The following is an 18,709-nucleotide window of genomic DNA, read 5'->3' as shown; positions in this document are numbered from 1 at the left end:
TTTTTAACTACTTTTATCCACTGGAGTGTTCGCAATGAAAAGCACTACCCCCTGGCAGCCCTGTAAGGAAAAAATCGACTTTATCGGCGGCTTTTATCATTTATTTTTGTTGATTTGCTCTGTTTTACTCTGGAGCGGGTTACTTCTTTTTGCCACACGTGCCTATGGCCAGACTCATGCTGATGAAAATGCAGCAAGCTGGGGCAGCAGGATTGTTTCCGATATTACGCAAACCTGGACAGATTATGATAGCCACGATATTTATCTTCCTTTTATCAGCTGGCATAACCGGTTCATGTACGATAAAGAAAAGACCGATCGCTATAATGAAATGCCCTGGGGTGCCGGAGTGGGTGTTTCTCGTCATCACAGCAATGGCAACTGGAGTGCACTGTATGGAATGGTGTTTAAAGACTCACATAATGAGTGGCAACCGGTCACCGGCTACGCATGGGAGAAAGGATGGCATCCAGGCCAACAAAAAGATTTCAGGTTGGGATTAGGGGTGACCGCCGGGATAACAGCGCGTAAAGATATGGGCAACTACATTCCCTTACCGATTATATTCCCGCTTTTTTCAGCGAGTTATAAAAATGTGAATGTCCAGTTCACCTATATTCCTGGCACCTATAATAACGGAAACGTACTCTTCGGGTGGTTACGTTACAACCTGTAGCAGGGCTCAGCCCTGCATTACACTCTCGGTCTTTTTACTATCAGTGCAGGAAAGGAAATGTTTTAAGAGAAAAAGGAAGAAGAGTATCTGGATAAAAAGGAGGGTAAAGAAAAATGACTGGATTATATGCAACGACTCACCGCGAGCGTAGGGCTCGCGGTGAGTGTTTGTTTAGAATTGAAGTGCGGCGCCCAGGTAAGCACCATCAAGCAGCGTATGATTAGGCGTACCGGATTTACCATGAACGCTAATATGACGGTAACCCGCTTTGAGTTTCACCTCATCTCGTACCTGCCAGGCCAACCCTGCATCAACTTCAACATAGTTTTCAACGGCATTGTTCAGGCCACGTGGCGCGGTATAACCTTCACCATAGGCATACACCTCATCGCTGAAATGGACACGAACCCCGCCACCAATCGGTGCCGCAAATCCATTATCACCTTTCTTAGGCGCCATATAGATGGCCTTGGCACCTGCGTAAAGATCGGCTTTACCCAGAGACACCTGATAACCCAGGCCGACACCGCCAGAATTACGGCCATCATTATAATTGTTAGCCCAGTTTGCAGTATAAAAAATACCGGTCGGCTCAGGCGCAATCAGTGCATTTAACTCCGTATGTTGTGTACCTAACTGAGCGCCAATTTCAGCGGCGTTAGCACTAACAGAGAGAGTTGAAAGAATTGCCACTACTGTGAGTGTTTTTTTAAACATTTGTTATCACCTAATATACATTAAAAAAAAGAAGTCAGAACCTTAAACAAGCTCTGTCTGGTGGCTTATTTTAGGGGGCGATGTTATATGAAGTTCAAACAAACAAGAGATCCTCACTCACCATACACTCATTCATTAATCAGCGAGGTGGCAGCTGCGCACGCTATAAAATGACGTGTGTTTAAGTTCCATCTATCTTTTCGCACTAGAATGCCTCTTTATTTTCACCGAAACCAGTGAGGAAACCATGTTCCCGGAAGAAAATATCAGACGGCCCAAAAAACCAAACTTTATCCGTTATCTTTTTCTGTTCAACCTTTTATTGCTGCCCCTTTTCATGATTGTGGCACGCCTGGTCTGGGGACAGGATTTCTTTTCTGTTTCCCCCAATGGCGCTTTGTTCTGGCCGGGTGCAGTCTCGCACGTTTTGTTGCTGGGCGGAGTTTGGTTGTTTTTAGATGTTCTGTTTATGATTTGGTTTTACCTTACCAACAAAAAAAACTGAGGAGCAACGCTTATGCTGCTATTTATTTCATGGCTATTTGCATTAGTTGGCAGTGAATTACTGCTGTTACAGATCAATTCAGTAAGCATTATCATGCCTCTCTTATATTTATCTATGGGGATAATGTATTTATATCAAAAGAATAAAATAAGGAATATGTTATGGCTGGATGCAAACTTAAAAAAAACACGCATCCTCAACCTCAAGGTTCTGTTTGTGGCAGCGCTTAGTATTATGTTATCTATCATCGCGCATATTAATTTCGCCATTAACTCCTTGCTTATCATGCAATGGTTAAAAGCATAGTTTATGCGATGTCCATATCTTTATTCTGTGCCCCCATCATCAACCACGCTGCGCTTTAAAACCTAAATACAGCAGATATCAGGTTGAATATCTATGTTTAGAGGATTTATGCGCAAGAAAAGTATTAGAGTGATGAAGCGTTGTATTTTGATCCTTTTGGGCTTCACGCTTTGTGCAATGACAGGCCTGTTTTATTGGGTACAGCGTAGCGGCGAACTCCAGCCCTGGCATACTTTTGTCCCTAATGAATTACGCGAAAACGAGATCGATCGGGCCGACTGGGATGACTATATCAATGCTGAAAACGCCCTCTTCATGGAGGTGCATAACAATGTCGTTATGAAGCAAACCGATCAGGATACAACGAGTTTAAATCGTTATAACCCGTCAAGCCCGGTATTTCCGGACACCCTTCCCACAGACTGGAATCGATCCTATATCATGCGCCCACAGGCGGAACCGAGAGGGGCTGTCGTGTTACTGCACGGACTTACGGACTCCCCTTACAGCCTGCAGCATATTGCCCGGCTCTATCAAAAAGAAGGGTTTGTCGCCATCGGGATCCGTCTACCTGCCCATGGTACCGTACCCGGGGCATTAACGGATGTAAAATGGCAGGACTGGCTGGCAGCAACGCGTCTTGCGGTGCGCGAGGCAACAAAAATGACCCATGCGGATGCGCCGCTGCATATTGTTGGTTTTTCCAATGGTGGGGCGCTGGCCATGAAATATGCCATCGATGCCCTTGATGATGAGAGCCTGAAGAAGCCACAACAAATTGTCCTGATTTCTCCCATGATAGGCATAAGCCGCTTTGCTCGGTTTTCGGGAATGGCCGAATGGACAGCCTTTCTCCCGGCCTTTTCTCGTGCGGCCTGGTTAGGTCTGGTACCAGAATTTAATCCTTTTAAATATAACTCTTTTCCCGTGAATGGTGCGCGACAGGCTTATCTTCTGACTGAGACATTGAAACGGGATCTTACGCGGCGCAAGTCATCGGCTGGCTGGAAAGATCTTCCTCATGTGCTTACGTTTCAGTCCGTTCTTGATTCCACAGTCAGTACCCGGGCAGTGCTGGACGTACTCCATCAAAATCTACCGGATAACGGTAGCGAACTGGTGTTGTTTGATATTAATCGTGCGGTCAATTTTCGTGCACTGTTTCGCCACTCTTCGGATCGCGCGCTATCACACTTACTGGCAACACCACAGCGTACTTACACGACGACTATCGTCAAAAACGCCTCTTCAGAGAGTATGAACATGGTCGCTTCGACACACTTAGCGCACTCAACAACAGCAGACGTGCAGCTCCTTAATGTGCGCTATCCGAGAGATGTTTTTTCACTCTCTCATGTCGCCCTCCCGTTTCCTGTCCATGACTCTTTATATGGAAGTGAACCCTATGAACCGAATCACTATGGTCTGAGTCTGGGTGTTTTACGCGTCAGAGGGGAGCGTGCGGTATTGCTGGCAGATATGGACTCCTTAATGCGTATCACCTCGAATCCGTTCTATCCCTATTTGATTGAAAGGATTGCTGGCGTCATAAGATAAAGGAAGAGGCGTTTTTTAACGTCAGCTCATCGTTGGGGATAGATGAAATAAAAGACAATCGGCGCCAGAGTATAACATCCGTTATTCTTCGCCTCTTTCACCACTATCCCCATTGAATCGCTGGTTGCCGGTTAATTTGTCACTCCGGCAGCAGCCCCACAAAACTGCGTTTTTTGCGCGGCTCCGACATCAGCTCTTCGAGCTTATCCACGCAGGCCAGGTAGTGCGGCGTTTTTTTATGCGCCAGCACCGCCTCTTCGTCTTTATAGGCCTCGTAGATAAAGAACCGGGTTTTCACCCGGGGGTCCTGCAACACGTCAAAACGCAGGTTTCCCGGCTCCTGAATCGCGCCCTCGTGGTTGGCGCGAAACACCTCCAGAAACTCGTCCACCCGCTCGGGTTTGATGTTGATCTCCACTAACGTCACGTTCATTTCGCTTCTCCCTGTTTCTCTTCCTGCCAGAACTGGAACACCTCCCGGGCGCTCATGTTCTCGTGAACCACTTTCTTCACCGCCTTCAGCATGGCGAGCGGCGCGCTGGACTGGAAGATGTTGCGCCCCATGTCCACGCCAGAGGCTCCCTGGTCAATCGCGCGCCAGCACATCTCCAGTGCCTCGTGCTCCGGCAGCTTTTTCCCCCCGGCGATGACGATCGGCACCGGGCAGCTGGCGGTCACTTTTTCGAATCCTTCATCCACATAGTAGGTTTTGACAAACTGCGCCCCCATTTCGGCGGCAATACGGCTGGCGAGCGAGAAGTAACGCGCATCGCGCGCCATCTCCTTGCCGACGCCCGTCACCGCCAGCACGGGCATCCCGTAGCGTGCCCCCGCATCCACCAGCTTGATGATGTTATTGATCGACTGATGCTCGAATTCACTGCCAATGTACACCTGCGCCGCCACCGCACAGACGTTCAGGCGCAGCGCGTCTTCCATTGCCACTGCCACGCACTCGTTCGACAGCTCGCCCAGAATTGAGTTACCGCCGGAGGCGCGCAGGACCACCGGTTTATTGGTGGCGGCCGGTACGGTGCTGCGCAAAATACCGCGGGTACACATCAACACGTCGGTTTCGGCGAACAGCGGCGCGATAGAGAGATCGATACGCTCAAGACCGGTGGTCGGCCCCTGGAAGTAACCGTGGTCAAAGGCCAGCATCACCGTGCGGTTGCTTTTTGGGTTGAAGATGCGCGAAAGCCGGGACTGCATGCCCCAGTCCAGCGAGCCACAGCCCTTCAGGGTGAACGGTACATTTTGCTGCGGTGTACCGATGCCAAAATCCTTACCGTCTTTGATGTCGTCTAAATCAGCCATTTGCTCCCCCGTCAGAAATCGTATTTGTTGATGTTCTCTTTGGTGAACACCACGCGCTCTGGCAGCAGCACGATGCCGTTGCCTTTTGCTTCATACTGGTAGCCCTGGACGCTGTTCGGCTCGACCTTCAGCGTACCGATATCTTTTACCTCCACGCTGTCGCCGACGTTAAGATCGCCTTTTTTCAACAAACGATCGGCGACATTGACCGCAATTTTGCCCTGTTGCACCACATCCCACAGGCCGAAGGCTTTAACCGTGCCGCGCTCGACGTACGGACGCATGACGTTAGGCGTACTGAATCCGACAATCGCCACCCCTTCCCGCTTCAGGTTTTCCGCCGCCTGCGCCGCGGCAGGCAGAGCGTTGGCATCCGGGGCGATGATCGCATCCAGATCCGGGTACGCTTTTAAGATCCCTTCGGCGGTTTGCAGGGATTTGGTGGCGTCGTTATAGCCAAACTGGGTGGTCACAATCTGCCACTGGGGATGATCTTTTTCGATTTTGGCCTTCGCCTCTTTCACCCACTGGTTCTGGTCGGTGACGGTCGGGCTGGAGTAGAAGAACGCCACTTTGGCATTCGGTTTTGTCACCTGCTTCCCGGCCATCTCCACCAGCAGGCCACCGAGCTGCTCCGGAGTACCCTGGTTGATGTAGATGCTGCGGCACTCCGGTTTGGTGTCGGAATCCCAGGTCAGCACTTTGACGCCGCGCTGCATGGCGCGCTTCAGCGCCGGGCAGAGGCCATCCGGCGACACGGCGGAGACGATAATGGCGTTATAGCCCTGGTTGACGAAATTATTGATGAGCTGCACCTGGCCGGAGACGCTCGGCTCGGTTGGGCCATCGTAGGTGACGTCCACGCCGAGGTCTTTCCCCGCCTCTTTCGCGCCATTGCCGCCGCTGGTGAAGAAGCCCACCCCCACCAGCTTCGGGATAAAGGCGATGCGGTCCGCCGCCTGCGCCGAGGCGAAGCTGAGGGCCATTGCCAGGACTATCAGTTTTGTTTTCATCTTACGCTCCGGATAGTTTTCTAAAGAGAGAACGCACCCATTCACGGTGCAGACTCAGCGAACGTCCCATCACCACCACAACCAACAGCGCCCCTGACAGCGCGCTCGACACCTGGTTGGGGATGCCGACCATCTGTAACCCCTGCTGCAGGTACCCCACCAGCAGCGCTGCCAGTGCCGTACCGATAACCGAACCTGACCCGCCATAAATATTCGCCCCGCCGAGTACGGCAGCGGTGAGGGCTGGCATCAGCAGATCGCGCCCCAGATCCGAGCGCGCGGAACCGAAATAGGAGACCATCACCAGGGCGGCAATGGCCGAGGCGACGCCCACCAGGCCATACAGCGCGTAGGGCATGCCGTTAACCGACAGCGCCGCATAGCGCGCGGCGCGCGGGTTCTGGCCGATTAAGAACAGATGCCGCCCAAAGCGCCCGCGGTGGGTAATCAGCCAGAAGAAGAGCGTAATGAGCGCAAACAGCACCAGCGGAACGGGCAGACCTGACACGGTCAGGTTAGCGAACGCGGTAAAGCTGTCCGGGAAACCGCCGATGCCCTCATAGCCCGTCGCGCCCGCCATGCCGGAGAGCAGCAGCGCCCCGCCGCCGTAGAGGTAGAGCGTGCCGAGAGTGATAACTAAAGGGCTGATACCCGTGTAGTGGATCAGCGCCGCATTCACCAGCCCGCACAGCAGGCCCAGCAGCAGCGTCAGAGGAATGGCGACCGCCATCGGCCAGCCCGATTGCATCATCACCCCCAGCGCAATGGCGCACAGGCCAATGGTTGAACCGAGGGAGATATCGATCCCGCCGCTGATAATCACCAGCGTCAGCGGCAGCGCCACAATGCCGATGCAGATAAAATCGCTGGTGCTGAACAGCAGCATGTTGATGTCGAGCATCCGCGGGTTGATGGCGCCAAAGAGCAGGATCTCCAGCACCAGTAAGATCAGCAGCGCGCTTTCCCAGTTAAGCTTCATTTACGCCACCTCTTTTTTGCGTTTGGGAAATGGGGTGACGTGCTTTCCCCCTCTGTTACCCGGCTGGAAGCGACCGTATTTCAGCGCCCGCTGATGATGCGCCAGCGCCTGGCGCAGACGCCCGTCGAGCACCAGCACGCCCAGCAGCACCAGCCCGGCGATAAAGTCATTCCACCACGCCGGGAGCTTAAACAGCACCAGTACGGTGTCGATTTGCGTCAGGAAAAAGGCCCCAAGCAGTGCGCCAATCAGCGTGCCCGTCCCGCCCAGCAGCGAAATGCCGCCGAGCACACAGGCGGCGATGGCTTTCATCTCCAGCCCGCTCCCGGTCTGGTTTGGCACAAAGCCAATCTGCGCGGCAAAGACAATCCCGGCGCAGGCCGCCAGCATGCCATTGAGAGTAAAGGCGATCATCCGCGTGCGGTTGACCGCCACGCCCAGCTGGCGCGCGGCGGCAAGGTTATCGCCCACGGCATAGAAATCGCGTCCGAACGCGGTGCGCGAGAGTGTCCATGCGCCGACGGCGGCCAAAAACAGCACCACCATGCCGAGCGGCGAAATGCCCACGGCTACGGGTTCAGAAAGGGATTTCAGCCCCGGCGGTAACCCTTCAATCCACTTTCCACCGGTCCAGAGCAGCATCGCCCCGCGATACAGCCCCAGCGTGCCGAGGGTGGCGACAATCGCCGGGATGCGCAGCGCCACCACCAGCAACCCGTTGAACGCCCCTGCCAGCGCGCCGACAGACAGCGCGAACAGCATCGACACCGGCAGGCTGTAGCCATTGTTCAGCGCCACGCCGACGGCGATGGCGGAGAGCCCCACGGTGGAGCCCACGGAGACGTCAATATTGCGGGTCAGCATCACCAGCGCGGCGCCAAGCGCCAGCAGGATCAGGATTTGCGCGCTGGCGAAGATCATCCCCAGCGTCTGAAGGCTCAGGTACGCCGGATTAAGCGCCACCAGCACGGCAAACAGCGCCAGAATGGCGAGAAACGCGCTCAGCTCGCGGTTTTTCAGTAACGTCTTCATGATTGTCCTCCGAACGCCAGCGCCATCATCCGATCGAGGCTGACGGCATGGCGCGGCAACTCGCCGCTGAGCACGCCCTGGTGCATGACCAGCACGCGATCGGCAAGGCCAGGAAACTCATCGAGATCGCTTGAGATCATCAGCACTGCCACGTTCTGCGCGGCCACGCTTTTGATGAGCTGGTAGATATCAGCACGTGCCGACACGTCCACGCCGCGCGTCGGTTCATCGACGATCAGCAATAACGGGTTGGCTTCCAGACAGCGGGCCAGCAGCACTTTCTGCTGATTCCCGCCGGAGAGGGTGCGCACGGTTTGATCCGCATGGTTGAGTTTGATCCCCAGCGCGCGGTGGTAACGCTCCACCACCGCGGACTCCCGCTTGCGCTGCTGCCAGAGAGACGGCTCGTTCAGCGTCACGGTGTTCCAGCGGATGGGTGCATCCAGGAACAGGCCGGACACCTGCCTGTCTTCCGGCAGATAAACCAGGCCTTTTTCCAGCCGGGCGCCCACACTCTCGTGAGTGATCTCCTGATTCTCCAGCCAGACCCGTCCGCCACGCACCGGACGCAGGCCGTAGAGCGTCTCGGCAAATTCGGTGCGCCCGGATCCGACCAGCCCGGCCAGACCGACGATCTCGCCTGCGTAGATCTCAAGCGAGAGATCGATAAACCCCTCCCCGGTAAGATCGTCCACGCGCAATACCGGAAAATCCTGCGGCTGGGTGCGACGGTTTCCCGGCAGCGCCAGCCACAGTTTTTGCGCATCGCTTAAGCCTTTCTCCCGGCTCACCGGCGTCATGGCGGCAATCAGCGCGTTATCGTCGAACTGCGCGGTTTCCCCGCTGAGCACCACGGCACCGTCGCGCATTACCGAGACGTGGCTTGCCAGTTGGCGGATCTCCGGCAATTTATGCGAGATAAAGACGATACCGACGCCCAGATCCTGCAGGGCGCGGATCTGGCGAAACAGACGTTCGGTTTCACCCGGCGTAAGGGAGGCCGTGGGCTCGTCGAGGATCAGGATCGTTGCGTTACGCATCAGACCGCGCAGGATCTCCACCATCTGCTGATCCGCCACTTCCAGCGTACTGGCGGTGGCGTCGAGATTTAGCTGGCACTGCAGCTGCTGCAGCTTCTCCGTCAGCCGATTCTCTCTTTCCCGTTCACGCGGCAGGCGGAAAAGGATGTTTTCCCGCACCGTCAGATTGGGGAACAGGAGCGGTTCCTGGGGCACCAGATAGATACCTAACTTATGGGCCTGCACGGGCGTGAGCCGCGCATATGAATGACCTGCTACGGAAAGTTCACCGCTGTCCGGTGTCTCCACCCCGGCGATGATCTTCATCAGCGTCGATTTACCCGCGCCGTTCCCGCCCATCAGCGCATGCACCTGGCCCGCAAGCAGCGTGAAATCAATGCCTTTCAAAACCGGCACCCCGGAAAACTGCTTGCAGATGGCTCGTGCTTCGATAAGTGGGGTCATCATCGCTCCGCTATTGAACAAATGATTTTTAGATTTAATAATGTTCAAAAGCGTAGACGGTGAACTATATTTACAACCGTGCAGGGATCACAGTTTTATCGATTAAGATCCATCTGAGAAAGAAACTATCTAAATGATCCGTTTTGCCGCGTAGCTCACACTTTCGACCTGCGCCGTCACGAACATATGATCTAAATTTTTATAAGAGTTCAATTATGAGCGATAAACGCACTGCGGAAGAAGGTCGGTTTGCCGGGCTGGCACTGGCGGAAGAGGAGCTGGTTGCCCGCGTGGCCTGGTGTTACTACCACGACGGATTGACGCAAAACGACATTGGCGAACGGCTCGGCCTGCCGCGCCTGAAGATCTCTCGCCTGCTGGAGAAAGGTCGCCAGTCCGGGGTGATCCGCGTGCAGATCAACTCCCGCTATGAGGGCTGTCTGGCACTGGAAACCGAACTGCAGCAGCGCTTTGGGCTAAAGCTGGTTCGCGTGCTGCCAGCACTGAATACCCCGCCAATGAACGTGCGGTTAGGCATTGGTGCCGCGCAGTCGTTAATGGGCGTGCTGGAACCCGGCCAGCTGTTAGCGGTGGGATTTGGTGAAACCACCATGAGCAGCCTGCAGCATCTGAGCGGATTTATCAGCTCGCAGCAGATCCGCCTGGTCACCCTTTCCGGCGGCGTGGGGCCCTATATGACCGGTATCGGCCAGTTGGACGCGGCATGCAGCGTCAGCATGATCCCCGCCCCGCTTCGCGTCTCCTCCGCCGAGGTGGCCGGGATCTTAAAACGTGAAACCAGCGTGCGGGACGTGATCCTCGCCGCAACGGCGGCCGACGTGGCAGTGGTCGGGATTGGGTCCGTGAACCAGCGTCGTGATGCAACGATATTGCGCTCAGGCTACATCAGCGAAGGTGAACAGCTGATGTATGCCCGTAAAGGGGCCGTCGGCGACATTCTCGGTTATTTCCTCACTGCCGAAGGTGAGTGCGTTGAGGAGCTGGAGATCCACAAAGAACTGCTGGGCGTCACGCTTGATGAACTGGCGCAGTTACCTACCATCGTCGGCGTGGCTGGCGGTGTTGAGAAAGCCGATGCGATTTACGCCGCACTGAAAGGTCGCCGTATCAATGGCCTGGTGACGGAAGAGACAACAGCCCGCGCGGTGCTGGCCCTGACGTAACGGGGTAAGCCCTGCGCTAACAACGAGGCAAACTCATGAGTTACCTTTTAGCGTTAGATGCAGGGACAGGCAGCGTGCGTGCCGTTATTTTCGATCTGCTGGGCAACCAGGTTGCCGTGGGTCAGGCCGAGTGGCAGCACCTGAGCGTGGAAAATGTGCCGGGCTCGATGGAGTTCGACCTCAATACCAACTGGCGGCTTACCTGCCAGTGCATCCACCAGGCGCTGGATCGCGCGCACCTGAGCGCGGCGGATATCCAGTCCGTCGCCTGCTGCTCCATGCGCGAAGGGATCGTGCTGTATGACCGCAACGGTGAGGCCATCTGGGCCTGCGCCAACGTCGACGCCCGCGCCAGCCGCGAGGTGGCCGAACTCAAAGAGATCCACGACAACCAGTTTGAATCCGAAGTGTACGACGTTTCCGGCCAGACCCTGGCCCTGAGCGCCATGCCGCGTCTGCTGTGGCTGGCGCACCATCGCCCGGATATCTATCGCAAGGCTGCCACTATTACCATGATCAGCGACTGGCTGGCGGCGAAGCTCTCCGGCGAGCTGGCGGTCGATCCATCAAATGCGGGCACTACGGGGATGCTGGATCTCTTCTCCCGCGACTGGCGGCCAGCACTGCTGGATATGGCCGGGCTGCGCGCCGATATCCTCTCTCCGGTGAAAGAGACCGGCACCGTGCTGGGCGCTATCACTAAAGAGGCCGCGCAGCAGAGCGGCCTGCGTGAAGGCACCCCTGTGGTGATGGGCGGAGGCGACGTGCAGCTGGGCTGTCTGGGGCTGGGCGTGGTCCGCGCCGGGCAAACGGCGGTGCTGGGTGGTACCTTCTGGCAGCAGGTGGTCAATCTGCCGCAGGTGCGCACCGATCCTGAGATGAATATTCGCGTGAACCCACACGTCATCCCCGGTATGGCGCAGGCGGAATCGATCAGCTTCTTCACCGGCCTGACCATGCGCTGGTTCCGCGACGCCTTCTGCGCGGAAGAGAAGCTGATCGCCGAACGTATGGGGATGGACACCTATTCCCTGCTCGAGGAGATGGCGAGCCGGGTGCCCGCGGGTTCGCATGGCGTGATGCCCATCTTCTCCGACGCGATGCATTTTAAGCAGTGGTACCACGCCGCCCCGTCGTTTATTAACCTTTCCATCGACCCGGAAAAGTGCAACAAAGCGACGCTGTTCCGCGCGCTGGAAGAGAACGCGGCGATTGTCTCGGCCTGCAACCTGGCGCAAATCTCACGTTTCTCCGGCGTTAACTTCGAGAGCCTGGTGTTTGCCGGAGGCGGTTCGAAGGGGGCGCTATGGAGCCAGATTTTAAGTGACGTCACCGGTTTGCCGGTGCACGTACCGGAAGTGAAAGAGGCGACGGCGCTGGGTTGCGCCATTGCCGCCGGAGCCGGGGCCGGACTGTTTGCGGATATGGCCACCACCGGCGAGCGGCTGGTGAAATGGAGCCGCGAGTTTACCCCGAACCCGCAGCACAGGGCGCTGTACGATGGCATGATGCAGAAGTGGCAGGCGGTGTACGCCGACCAGCTCGGTCTGGTGGACAGCGGGCTGACGACGTCGATGTGGCAGGCGCCGGGGCTGGTGCGGGCATCCCCCTCACCCCGCCCCTCTCCCTAAGGGAGAGGGAGATTAAGTCCCCTCTCCCTGTGGGAGAGGGTTAGGGTGAGGGCATCAGGCCACACCAATATTTGAATCCCATCACAATCACTGCATTCCCCTTTTCCCTTTTACTTTCTGCTGGCTAAATTAGTAACTCATCCGACCACATAACAATAATTTTACACTGGAAGAGACTATGAGCCGCTACCCGTCGCTATTCGCCCCCCTCGATCTGGGGTTCACAACGCTCAAAAACCGCGTGTTGATGGGCTCAATGCATTCCGGGCTGGAGGAGCATCCGGACGGGGCCGAGCGTCTGGCGGCCTTTTATGCCGAGCGCGCGCGCCACGGGGTGGCGCTGATCGTCACCGGGGGTGTGGCTCCCGCGCCATCAGGCGTGGGGATGGAAGGCGGAGCGGTGCTTAACGATGCGTCACAGCTGCCGCACCATCGCATTGTGACCGATGCCGTTCACAACGAAGGCGGTAAAATTGCCCTGCAAATCCTGCATACCGGGCGTTATAGCTATCAGCCCAATCTGGTGGCACCGTCGGCCATTCAGGCACCGATTAACCGCTTCAAGCCGCATGCCCTCAGCCACGATGAAGTGCTGGCGCTGATTGACGACTTCGCCCGCTGTGCGGCGCTGGCGCGTGAAGCAGGCTATGACGGCGTCGAGGTAATGGGCTCCGAGGGCTATCTGATTAACGAATTCCTCGCCGCCCGCACTAACCAGCGTGACGACGAATGGGGCGGCGATTATGCGCGACGTATGCGCTTTGCCGTCGAAGTGGTACGCGCCGTGCGCGAACGTGCGGGCGCTGACTTTATTATCATCTTCCGCCTGTCGATGCTGGATCTGGTGGAAGGCGGCGGGACGTTTGACGAGACCGTCCAGCTGGCGCAGGCGATTGAAGCCGCCGGTGCCACCCTCATCAATACCGGGATTGGCTGGCACGAGGCGCGCATCCCGACTATCGCCACGCCGGTACCGCGCGCGGCATTCACGTGGGTTACGCGCAAGCTGAAAGGCAAAGTGTCTGTTCCGCTGGTGACCACTAACCGTATTAACGATCCGCAGGTGGCGGATGATGTCATCTCACGCGGCGATGCCGATATGGTGTCGATGGCGCGTCCGTTCCTGGCAGATGCAGAACTGCTTTCCAAAGCGCAAAGCGGGCGTGCGGATGAGATCAACACCTGCATCGGCTGTAATCAGGCCTGTCTGGATCAGATCTTCGTCGGGAAAGTGACCTCCTGCCTGGTTAACCCCCGCGCCTGCCATGAAACCAAAATGCCGGTGCTCCCGGTAGACAAATCAAAACGTCTGGCGGTTGTCGGGGCGGGCCCCGCGGGGCTGGCGTTTGCGATAAATGCGGCGTCGCGCGGGCACAGCGTGACGCTGTTCGATGCCGCAGGTGAAATTGGCGGGCAGTTTAATATTGCCAAACAGATCCCCGGCAAAGAGGAGTTCTATGAAACGCTGCGCTACTACCGCCGGATGATCGAGCTAACGGGTGTGGATCTGCGGCTCAACCAGTGGGTAAGTGCGCCAGATCTGCTGGATTACGACGAGGTTATCCTGGCGAGCGGGATCGCCCCGCGCACGCCTGCGATCGAGGGTATCGATCATCCTAAAGTGCTGAGCTATCTCGATGTGCTGCGCGATAAAGCGCCGGTTGGGGAAAACGTGGCCATTATCGGCTGCGGTGGGATCGGCTTTGATACCGCCATGTATTTAAGCCAGCCGGGCGAGGCCACCAGCCAGAACATTGCCGAATTTTGCGTGGAATGGGGCATCGACACCAGCCTGAGCCAGTCCGGCGGCCTGCGCCCGGAAGGGCCACAGCTGCCGAAAAGCCCACGGCAGATCGTCATGCTGCAGCGCAAAGCGAGTAAGCCGGGTGAAGGACTGGGGAAAACAACCGGCTGGATCCACCGCGCCACCCTGCTTTCGCGCGGCGTGAAGATGATCCCGGCGGTGAGCTATCAGAAGATCGACGACGACGGCCTGCACGTCACGATCGGTGGTGAGCCACAGCTGCTGCGCGTGGATCATGTGATTTTATGTGCCGGGCAGGAGCCAAAGCGCGATCTGGCGGATCCGCTGCGTGAGGCAGGTAAAACGGTGCATTTGATCGGCGGGTGCGATGTGGCAATGGAGCTGGATGCGCGGCGGGCCATTGCGCAGGGCACCCAGCTTGCACTGGTTATTTAGCGACGACGTCCCAGCTTCACCGCTTTCAGCACCACGAACTTGTTGTTGGTGGCGATGGTGACGCAGTTACCGAAAATCTTCTTCAGCTTGTGGAAGTAGTCCAGGTGACGGTTCGCCACAATATACAGCTCGCCGTTGATTTTCAGGCAGCGGCGCGCATGGTGGAACATCTCCCACGCGACGTTATCCGTCAGGGCGTGCTTCTGGTGGAACGGTGGGTTGCAGAACACGGCGTTGAAGCGGAAAGGCTCTACGCCGGACAGCGCGTTATTGATCATAAACTCACAGCGATCCAGCGCCTCTGGCATGTTGGTTTCCACGTTCAGACGGCTCGAGGCTACCGCCATTGGCGATTCGTCGCTGAAGACCACGCTGGCTTGTGGGTTCTTTGCCAGCAGCGTCAGGCCAATCACGCCGTTACCGCAGCCGAGATCCACAATCTCCCCTTCCAGATTTTCCGGCAGATGTTCAATAAAGAAACGTGCGCCGATATCAAGGCCGGTACGTGAGAAGACGTTCGCATGGTTGTGGATGGTCCAGCCGGTGCCTTCCATCTTCCAGCTCAGCGTCTCTGGCGCGTCAGCCAGTTCCGGCGCGCTGAAGGTACAGTTGATCAGGCGCGCTTTTTTCCAGGCCAGCGTCGTGGTGGTCGGGCCCAGCACTTTCTCGAACAGCTCCAGCGTTGAGGTATGAATATCACGCGCCTTCGCGCCCGCGATGATGCGCGTCTCTGGCGTGACGACTTTCCGTAATGCACGCAGTTGCTGCTCCAGCAACGCCATGGTTTTTGGCACTTTGATCAGCACCACGCCCGGCGCCTGCGGGTAGTCTGCGGTGCTGTCGAGGAACTTCACGCTGGATTCATCGAGATCGTTGTGACGCAGGTTTTCACGCGTCGCCAGCTCGCTTAAGTATGAATCGCCAATGCTGTAAGGCGTGTGCGCCGCCAGGGCGCAGCCCAGCGCTCCGAAGGCATCATTCAGGATCAGAACCGGGCCGCGAATTTCAGTGTCATCCAACTGTTGCAGCAGATATTCATCCGCCGCTTCCCACGCCTGAAGCGGGTTAACGTCGTCCGTCTCCGGGAAACGTTTAAGGTTGAGTGAACGGAAACCGTTGTCTAAGTGGCTCATCGGCCCTCCTGAATGGTAAAATTTGGCGTTATCCCTGAAAAGGGTGCGTGAGTATACCCGTTTTCAACTTATTTTGGGGTTTTGATGAACCAGCTGACTTATCTCCAGGGCTACCCGGAGCATTTGCTCTCCCAGGTACGCACGTTAATTGCCGAGCAAAAACTGGGGGCGGTGCTGGAAAAACGTTATCCCGGCACGCACGATGTCGCGACCGATAAGGCCCTCTGGCAGTATACGCAGGATCTCAAAAACCGGTATCTGAAGAGTGCACCACCCATCAATAAAGTGATGTACGACAACAAGATCCACGTGCTGAAAAACGCGCTCGGCCTGCATACGGCCATTTCACGCGTACAGGGCGGTAAGCTAAAAGCAAAAGCCGAGATCCGCGTCGCCACCGTCTTTCGCAACGCACCGGAAGCCTTTCTGCGGATGATCGTGGTGCACGAGCTGGCGCACCTGAAGGAAAAAGAGCATGACAAGGCGTTCTATTCCCTGTGCTGCCATATGGAGCCACAGTACCATCAGCTGGAGTTTGATACCCGTTTGTGGCTTACGCATTTATCGTTAAAGAGTAATGCGCAGTAGCGCACTGGTTTTGCAACAATCACGTGCTACAGTGGCTAAAGGTTCCCCGCTATGGAGTACGTAAACGTTTATGATACGTTTCGCAGTCATTGGTACGAACTGGATCACGCGCCAGTTCGTCGACGCCGCCCACGAAACCGGCAAACTTAAGCTCACCGCCGTCTATTCCCGCAGCCTTGAACAGGCGCAGGCCTTCGCGAACGATTATCTGGTTGAACATCTGTTCACCTCGCTTGATGAGATGGCGCAAAGCGACGCCATTGACGCGGTCTATATCGCCAGCCCGAACGCCCTGCACTTCCCGCAAACCCGGCTCTTCCTCAGCCACAAAAAACATGTCATTTGCGAGAAGCCGTTGGCCTCGAATATCGAGGAAGTGGAAGCCGCCATTCAGTGCGCCCGCGACAACCAGGTGGTGCTGTTCGAAGCGTTCAAAACCGCCAGCCTGCCGAACTTCCTGCTGCTACAGCAGTCTTTGCCGAAGGTGGGCAAAGTGCGCAAAGCCTTTATTAACTACTGCCAGTACTCGTCGCGCTACCAGCGTTATCTGGACGGCGAGAACCCGAACACCTTTAATCCGGCCTTCTCCAACGGCTCGATTATGGACATCGGTTTCTATTGCCTGGCCTCTGCGGTTGCCCTGTGGGGCGAGCCGCACGGCGTAACGGCCACTGCCAGCCTGCTGGAGAGCGGCGTGGATGCGCACGGTGTCGTGGTGCTGGATTACGGTGATTTCAGCGTCACGCTGCAGCACTCCAAAGTGAGTGACTCCGTCCTGCCAAGTGAAATTCAGGGTGAAAACGGATCGCTGGTTATCGAGAAGATTTCCGAATGCCAGAAGCTGAGCTTTGTGCCACGCGGCGGTAAAGCGCAGGAGCTGACGCAGCCTCAGCATATTAACACTATGCTCTATGAGGCAGAGGTCTTCGCCCGTCTGGTGGAAGACAACGAAGTGAATCACCCGGGGCTTGCGATAAGCCGCACCACGGCGAAGCTGCAAACGGAAATCCGTCGCCAGACCGGCGTGGTTTTCCCGGCTGACGGCGTGAGCACAGAAGCTATCGCGTAAAGCTGTGTAATGAATGACTGAGGACCATTGACGAAACTGATGGTCTGACATATTTTGTTACGAGCAAAGGGGAGTAACTTCCTTGCCGGTGGATCGTCATTACGATGCGTGCAAAACCGCATCCGGTCGCCGGGCAACCTTCGTGGTTGTAAGTGAGACCTTGCCGGAAGGCGAGGTCTATGCATAAAAAGCTAACGGCTATCGTCTTCTGACCATGGCCGTTTTTGTTTTTTATGTGTAAGGAAAATAGTATGCATTCTGTCGGCACTCCAATGTTGTGGGGCGGATTCGCGGTTGTCGTGCTCATCATGCTGGCAATCGACCTCTTTTTGCAGGGCCGCCGCGGCGAGCACGGTATGAGCGTCAAGCAAGCCGCCGTCTGGTCGCTGGTGTGGGTATCCCTCTCACTCCTTTTCTGCGCCGCCTTCTGGTGGTATCTGGCCTCGACCGAAGGCCGTGCGGTGGCTGATCCTCAGGCGCTCGCCTTCCTCACCGGTTATCTGATTGAAAAAGCGCTGGCGGTTGATAACGTCTTCGTCTGGCTGATGCTGTTCAGCTACTTTGCCGTGCCTGCTGCCCTGCAGCGTCGCGTGCTGGTTTACGGCGTGCTGGGGGCAATCGTCCTGCGTACCATCATGATCTTCGCCGGTAGCTGGCTGATAACCCAGTTCGAATGGCTGCTGTACGTCTTTGGCGCGTTCCTGCTGTTCACTGGGGTTAAAATGGCGCTGGCGAAAGAAGACGAAACCGGTATTGGTGATAAGCCGCTGGTGAAGTGGATCCGTGGTCATCTGCGCATGACGGACAAAATCGAGAGCGAGCATTTCTTTGTCCGCAAGAATGGCCTGCTGTTCGCCACCCCGCTGCTGCTGGTGCTGATTCTGGTGGAGCTGAGCGATGTGATCTTCGCCGTGGACAGTATCCCGGCTATCTTCGCCGTCACTACCGACCCGTTCATTGTGCTGACCTCTAACCTGTTCGCTATTCTCGGTCTGCGTGCGATGTATTTCCTGCTGGCAGGCGCGGCTGAGCGCTTCTCAATGCTGAAGTACGGTCTGTCGGTGATCCTGGTGTTTATCGGTATCAAGATGCTGATTGTCGATTTCTACCATATCCCGATTGCCATCTCGCTCGGCGTGGTGTTTGGCATTCTGCTGGTAACGCTGATTATCAATACCTGGGTTAACCGCCAGCACGATAAAAAGCAGCAGGCGTAGTGCGTTTTGCCGGGTGGCGCAGCGCCACCCGGCACTTTCGTTAACCAATAGTTAAAAAACATGACGCAACACGTAAAATCCAGCATTTTACTCTTCCGCCT

The 18,709-nt window shown here is 56.4% G+C and carries 18 protein-coding genes; 10 read left to right on the top strand and 8 right to left on the bottom strand.

The window, feature by feature from the left end; translation table 11 throughout:
- The first annotated feature begins 34 nt into the window (after positions 1 to 34).
- Positions 35 to 676 (top strand): lipid IV(A) palmitoyltransferase PagP, encoded by a 642-nt coding sequence (gene pagP / locus EQV24_RS12840; protein WP_013098837.1) that lies wholly within the window; start codon positions 35 to 37, stop codon positions 674 to 676.
- A 171-nt stretch (positions 677 to 847) separates the two neighbouring features.
- Here pagP and EQV24_RS12835 read toward each other — a convergent pair whose 3' ends face one another.
- A complete protein-coding gene (locus EQV24_RS12835) occupies positions 848 to 1,393 on the bottom strand; it encodes a YfaZ family outer membrane protein (RefSeq protein WP_023622127.1) in 546 nt (181 codons plus the stop codon).
- Between the two features lie 247 nt (positions 1,394 to 1,640).
- Between EQV24_RS12835 and EQV24_RS12830 the strand changes: the two genes are divergently transcribed.
- The 3 genes from EQV24_RS12830 to EQV24_RS12820 all read left to right on the top strand — a co-directional run bounded on the left by EQV24_RS12830 (position 1,641) and on the right by EQV24_RS12820 (position 3,761).
- Positions 1,641 to 1,898, top strand: coding sequence for a hypothetical protein (locus EQV24_RS12830; RefSeq protein WP_023622126.1), 258 nt, complete (start codon positions 1,641 to 1,643; stop codon positions 1,896 to 1,898).
- A 12-nt stretch (positions 1,899 to 1,910) separates the two neighbouring features.
- Positions 1,911 to 2,204 (top strand): hypothetical protein, encoded by a 294-nt coding sequence (locus EQV24_RS12825; RefSeq protein WP_130626657.1) that lies wholly within the window; start codon positions 1,911 to 1,913, stop codon positions 2,202 to 2,204.
- A gap of 108 nt (positions 2,205 to 2,312) precedes the next feature.
- Positions 2,313 to 3,761, top strand: a complete 1,449-nt coding sequence (locus EQV24_RS12820) for an alpha/beta hydrolase (protein ID WP_165876017.1) — start codon at positions 2,313 to 2,315, stop codon at positions 3,759 to 3,761.
- A gap of 139 nt (positions 3,762 to 3,900) precedes the next feature.
- Here the strand turns inward: EQV24_RS12820 and lsrG are convergent, their stop codons facing one another.
- The 6 genes from lsrG to lsrA are packed head-to-tail and all read right to left on the bottom strand — an operon-like array spanning position 3,901 to position 9,586.
- Entirely contained in the window at positions 3,901 to 4,194 is a 294-nt protein-coding gene (gene lsrG, locus EQV24_RS12815) for a (4S)-4-hydroxy-5-phosphonooxypentane-2,3-dione isomerase (protein ID WP_013098845.1), read from the bottom strand.
- Positions 4,191 to 5,078: a 3-hydroxy-5-phosphonooxypentane-2,4-dione thiolase gene (lsrF, locus tag EQV24_RS12810; RefSeq protein ID WP_130626655.1), complete on the bottom strand. Its 888-nt coding sequence runs from the start codon at positions 5,076 to 5,078 to the stop codon at positions 4,191 to 4,193. Before lsrF ends, lsrG begins: the two co-directional genes overlap by 4 nt.
- A gap of 11 nt (positions 5,079 to 5,089) precedes the next feature.
- A complete protein-coding gene (lsrB, locus tag EQV24_RS12805; protein WP_020689399.1) occupies positions 5,090 to 6,091 on the bottom strand; it encodes an autoinducer 2 ABC transporter substrate-binding protein LsrB in 1,002 nt (333 codons plus the stop codon).
- A gap of 1 nt (position 6,092) precedes the next feature.
- On the bottom strand, positions 6,093 to 7,070 hold the full coding sequence (gene lsrD, locus EQV24_RS12800) for an autoinducer 2 ABC transporter permease LsrD (RefSeq protein ID WP_038985768.1): 978 nt from the start codon (positions 7,068 to 7,070) through the stop codon (positions 6,093 to 6,095).
- Positions 7,071 to 8,102: an autoinducer 2 ABC transporter permease LsrC gene (gene lsrC, locus EQV24_RS12795; protein WP_130626654.1), complete on the bottom strand. Its 1,032-nt coding sequence runs from the start codon at positions 8,100 to 8,102 to the stop codon at positions 7,071 to 7,073.
- Positions 8,099 to 9,586 carry an autoinducer 2 ABC transporter ATP-binding protein LsrA gene (lsrA, locus tag EQV24_RS12790; RefSeq protein WP_130626776.1) on the bottom strand — a complete coding sequence of 496 codons (1,488 nt, stop codon included), beginning with the start codon at positions 9,584 to 9,586 and terminating at the stop codon, positions 8,099 to 8,101. Before lsrA ends, lsrC begins: the two co-directional genes overlap by 4 nt.
- 215 nt (positions 9,587 to 9,801) lie before the next feature.
- Between lsrA and lsrR the strand changes: the two genes are divergently transcribed.
- The 3 genes from lsrR to EQV24_RS12775 all read left to right on the top strand — a co-directional run bounded on the left by lsrR (position 9,802) and on the right by EQV24_RS12775 (position 14,601).
- On the top strand, positions 9,802 to 10,770 hold the full coding sequence (lsrR, locus tag EQV24_RS12785; protein WP_013098851.1) for a transcriptional regulator LsrR: 969 nt from the start codon (positions 9,802 to 9,804) through the stop codon (positions 10,768 to 10,770).
- Between the two features lie 35 nt (positions 10,771 to 10,805).
- Positions 10,806 to 12,401 (top strand): autoinducer-2 kinase, encoded by a 1,596-nt coding sequence (lsrK, locus tag EQV24_RS12780; protein ID WP_038420673.1) that lies wholly within the window; start codon positions 10,806 to 10,808, stop codon positions 12,399 to 12,401.
- A gap of 178 nt (positions 12,402 to 12,579) precedes the next feature.
- A complete protein-coding gene (locus EQV24_RS12775; RefSeq protein WP_130626653.1) occupies positions 12,580 to 14,601 on the top strand; it encodes an NADPH-dependent 2,4-dienoyl-CoA reductase in 2,022 nt (673 codons plus the stop codon).
- On the opposite strand, the gene rlmG is transcribed toward EQV24_RS12775, so the two are convergent.
- Complete coding sequence (rlmG, locus tag EQV24_RS12770; protein WP_130626652.1) at positions 14,598 to 15,734, bottom strand: 23S rRNA (guanine(1835)-N(2))-methyltransferase RlmG; 1,137 nt, start codon at positions 15,732 to 15,734, stop codon at positions 14,598 to 14,600. The two genes, EQV24_RS12775 and rlmG, sit on opposite strands and share 4 nt — an antisense overlap.
- 84 nt (positions 15,735 to 15,818) lie before the next feature.
- On the opposite strand from rlmG, the gene EQV24_RS12765 reads away from it, so the two are divergent.
- The 3 genes from EQV24_RS12765 (at position 15,819) to EQV24_RS12755 (ending at position 18,608) form a co-directional block, all read left to right on the top strand.
- On the top strand, positions 15,819 to 16,322 hold the full coding sequence (locus EQV24_RS12765) for a M48 family metallopeptidase (RefSeq protein ID WP_013098855.1): 504 nt from the start codon (positions 15,819 to 15,821) through the stop codon (positions 16,320 to 16,322).
- 70 nt (positions 16,323 to 16,392) lie between these two features.
- The gene (locus tag EQV24_RS12760; protein WP_013098856.1) at positions 16,393 to 17,391 is read left to right on the top strand and encodes a Gfo/Idh/MocA family oxidoreductase; all 999 of its coding nucleotides are present in this window, start codon (positions 16,393 to 16,395) and stop codon (positions 17,389 to 17,391) included.
- Between the two features lie 251 nt (positions 17,392 to 17,642).
- Positions 17,643 to 18,608, top strand: a complete 966-nt coding sequence (locus tag EQV24_RS12755) for a TerC family protein (RefSeq protein WP_013098857.1) — start codon at positions 17,643 to 17,645, stop codon at positions 18,606 to 18,608.
- Positions 18,609 to 18,709: the final 101 nt, after the last annotated feature.

It is taken from the genome of Enterobacter sp. A8, from assembly GCF_004296595.1.
Taxonomy (GTDB): domain Bacteria; phylum Pseudomonadota; class Gammaproteobacteria; order Enterobacterales; family Enterobacteriaceae; genus Enterobacter; species Enterobacter cloacae.
This window is presented reverse-complemented; position numbering and strand designations above follow the sequence as displayed.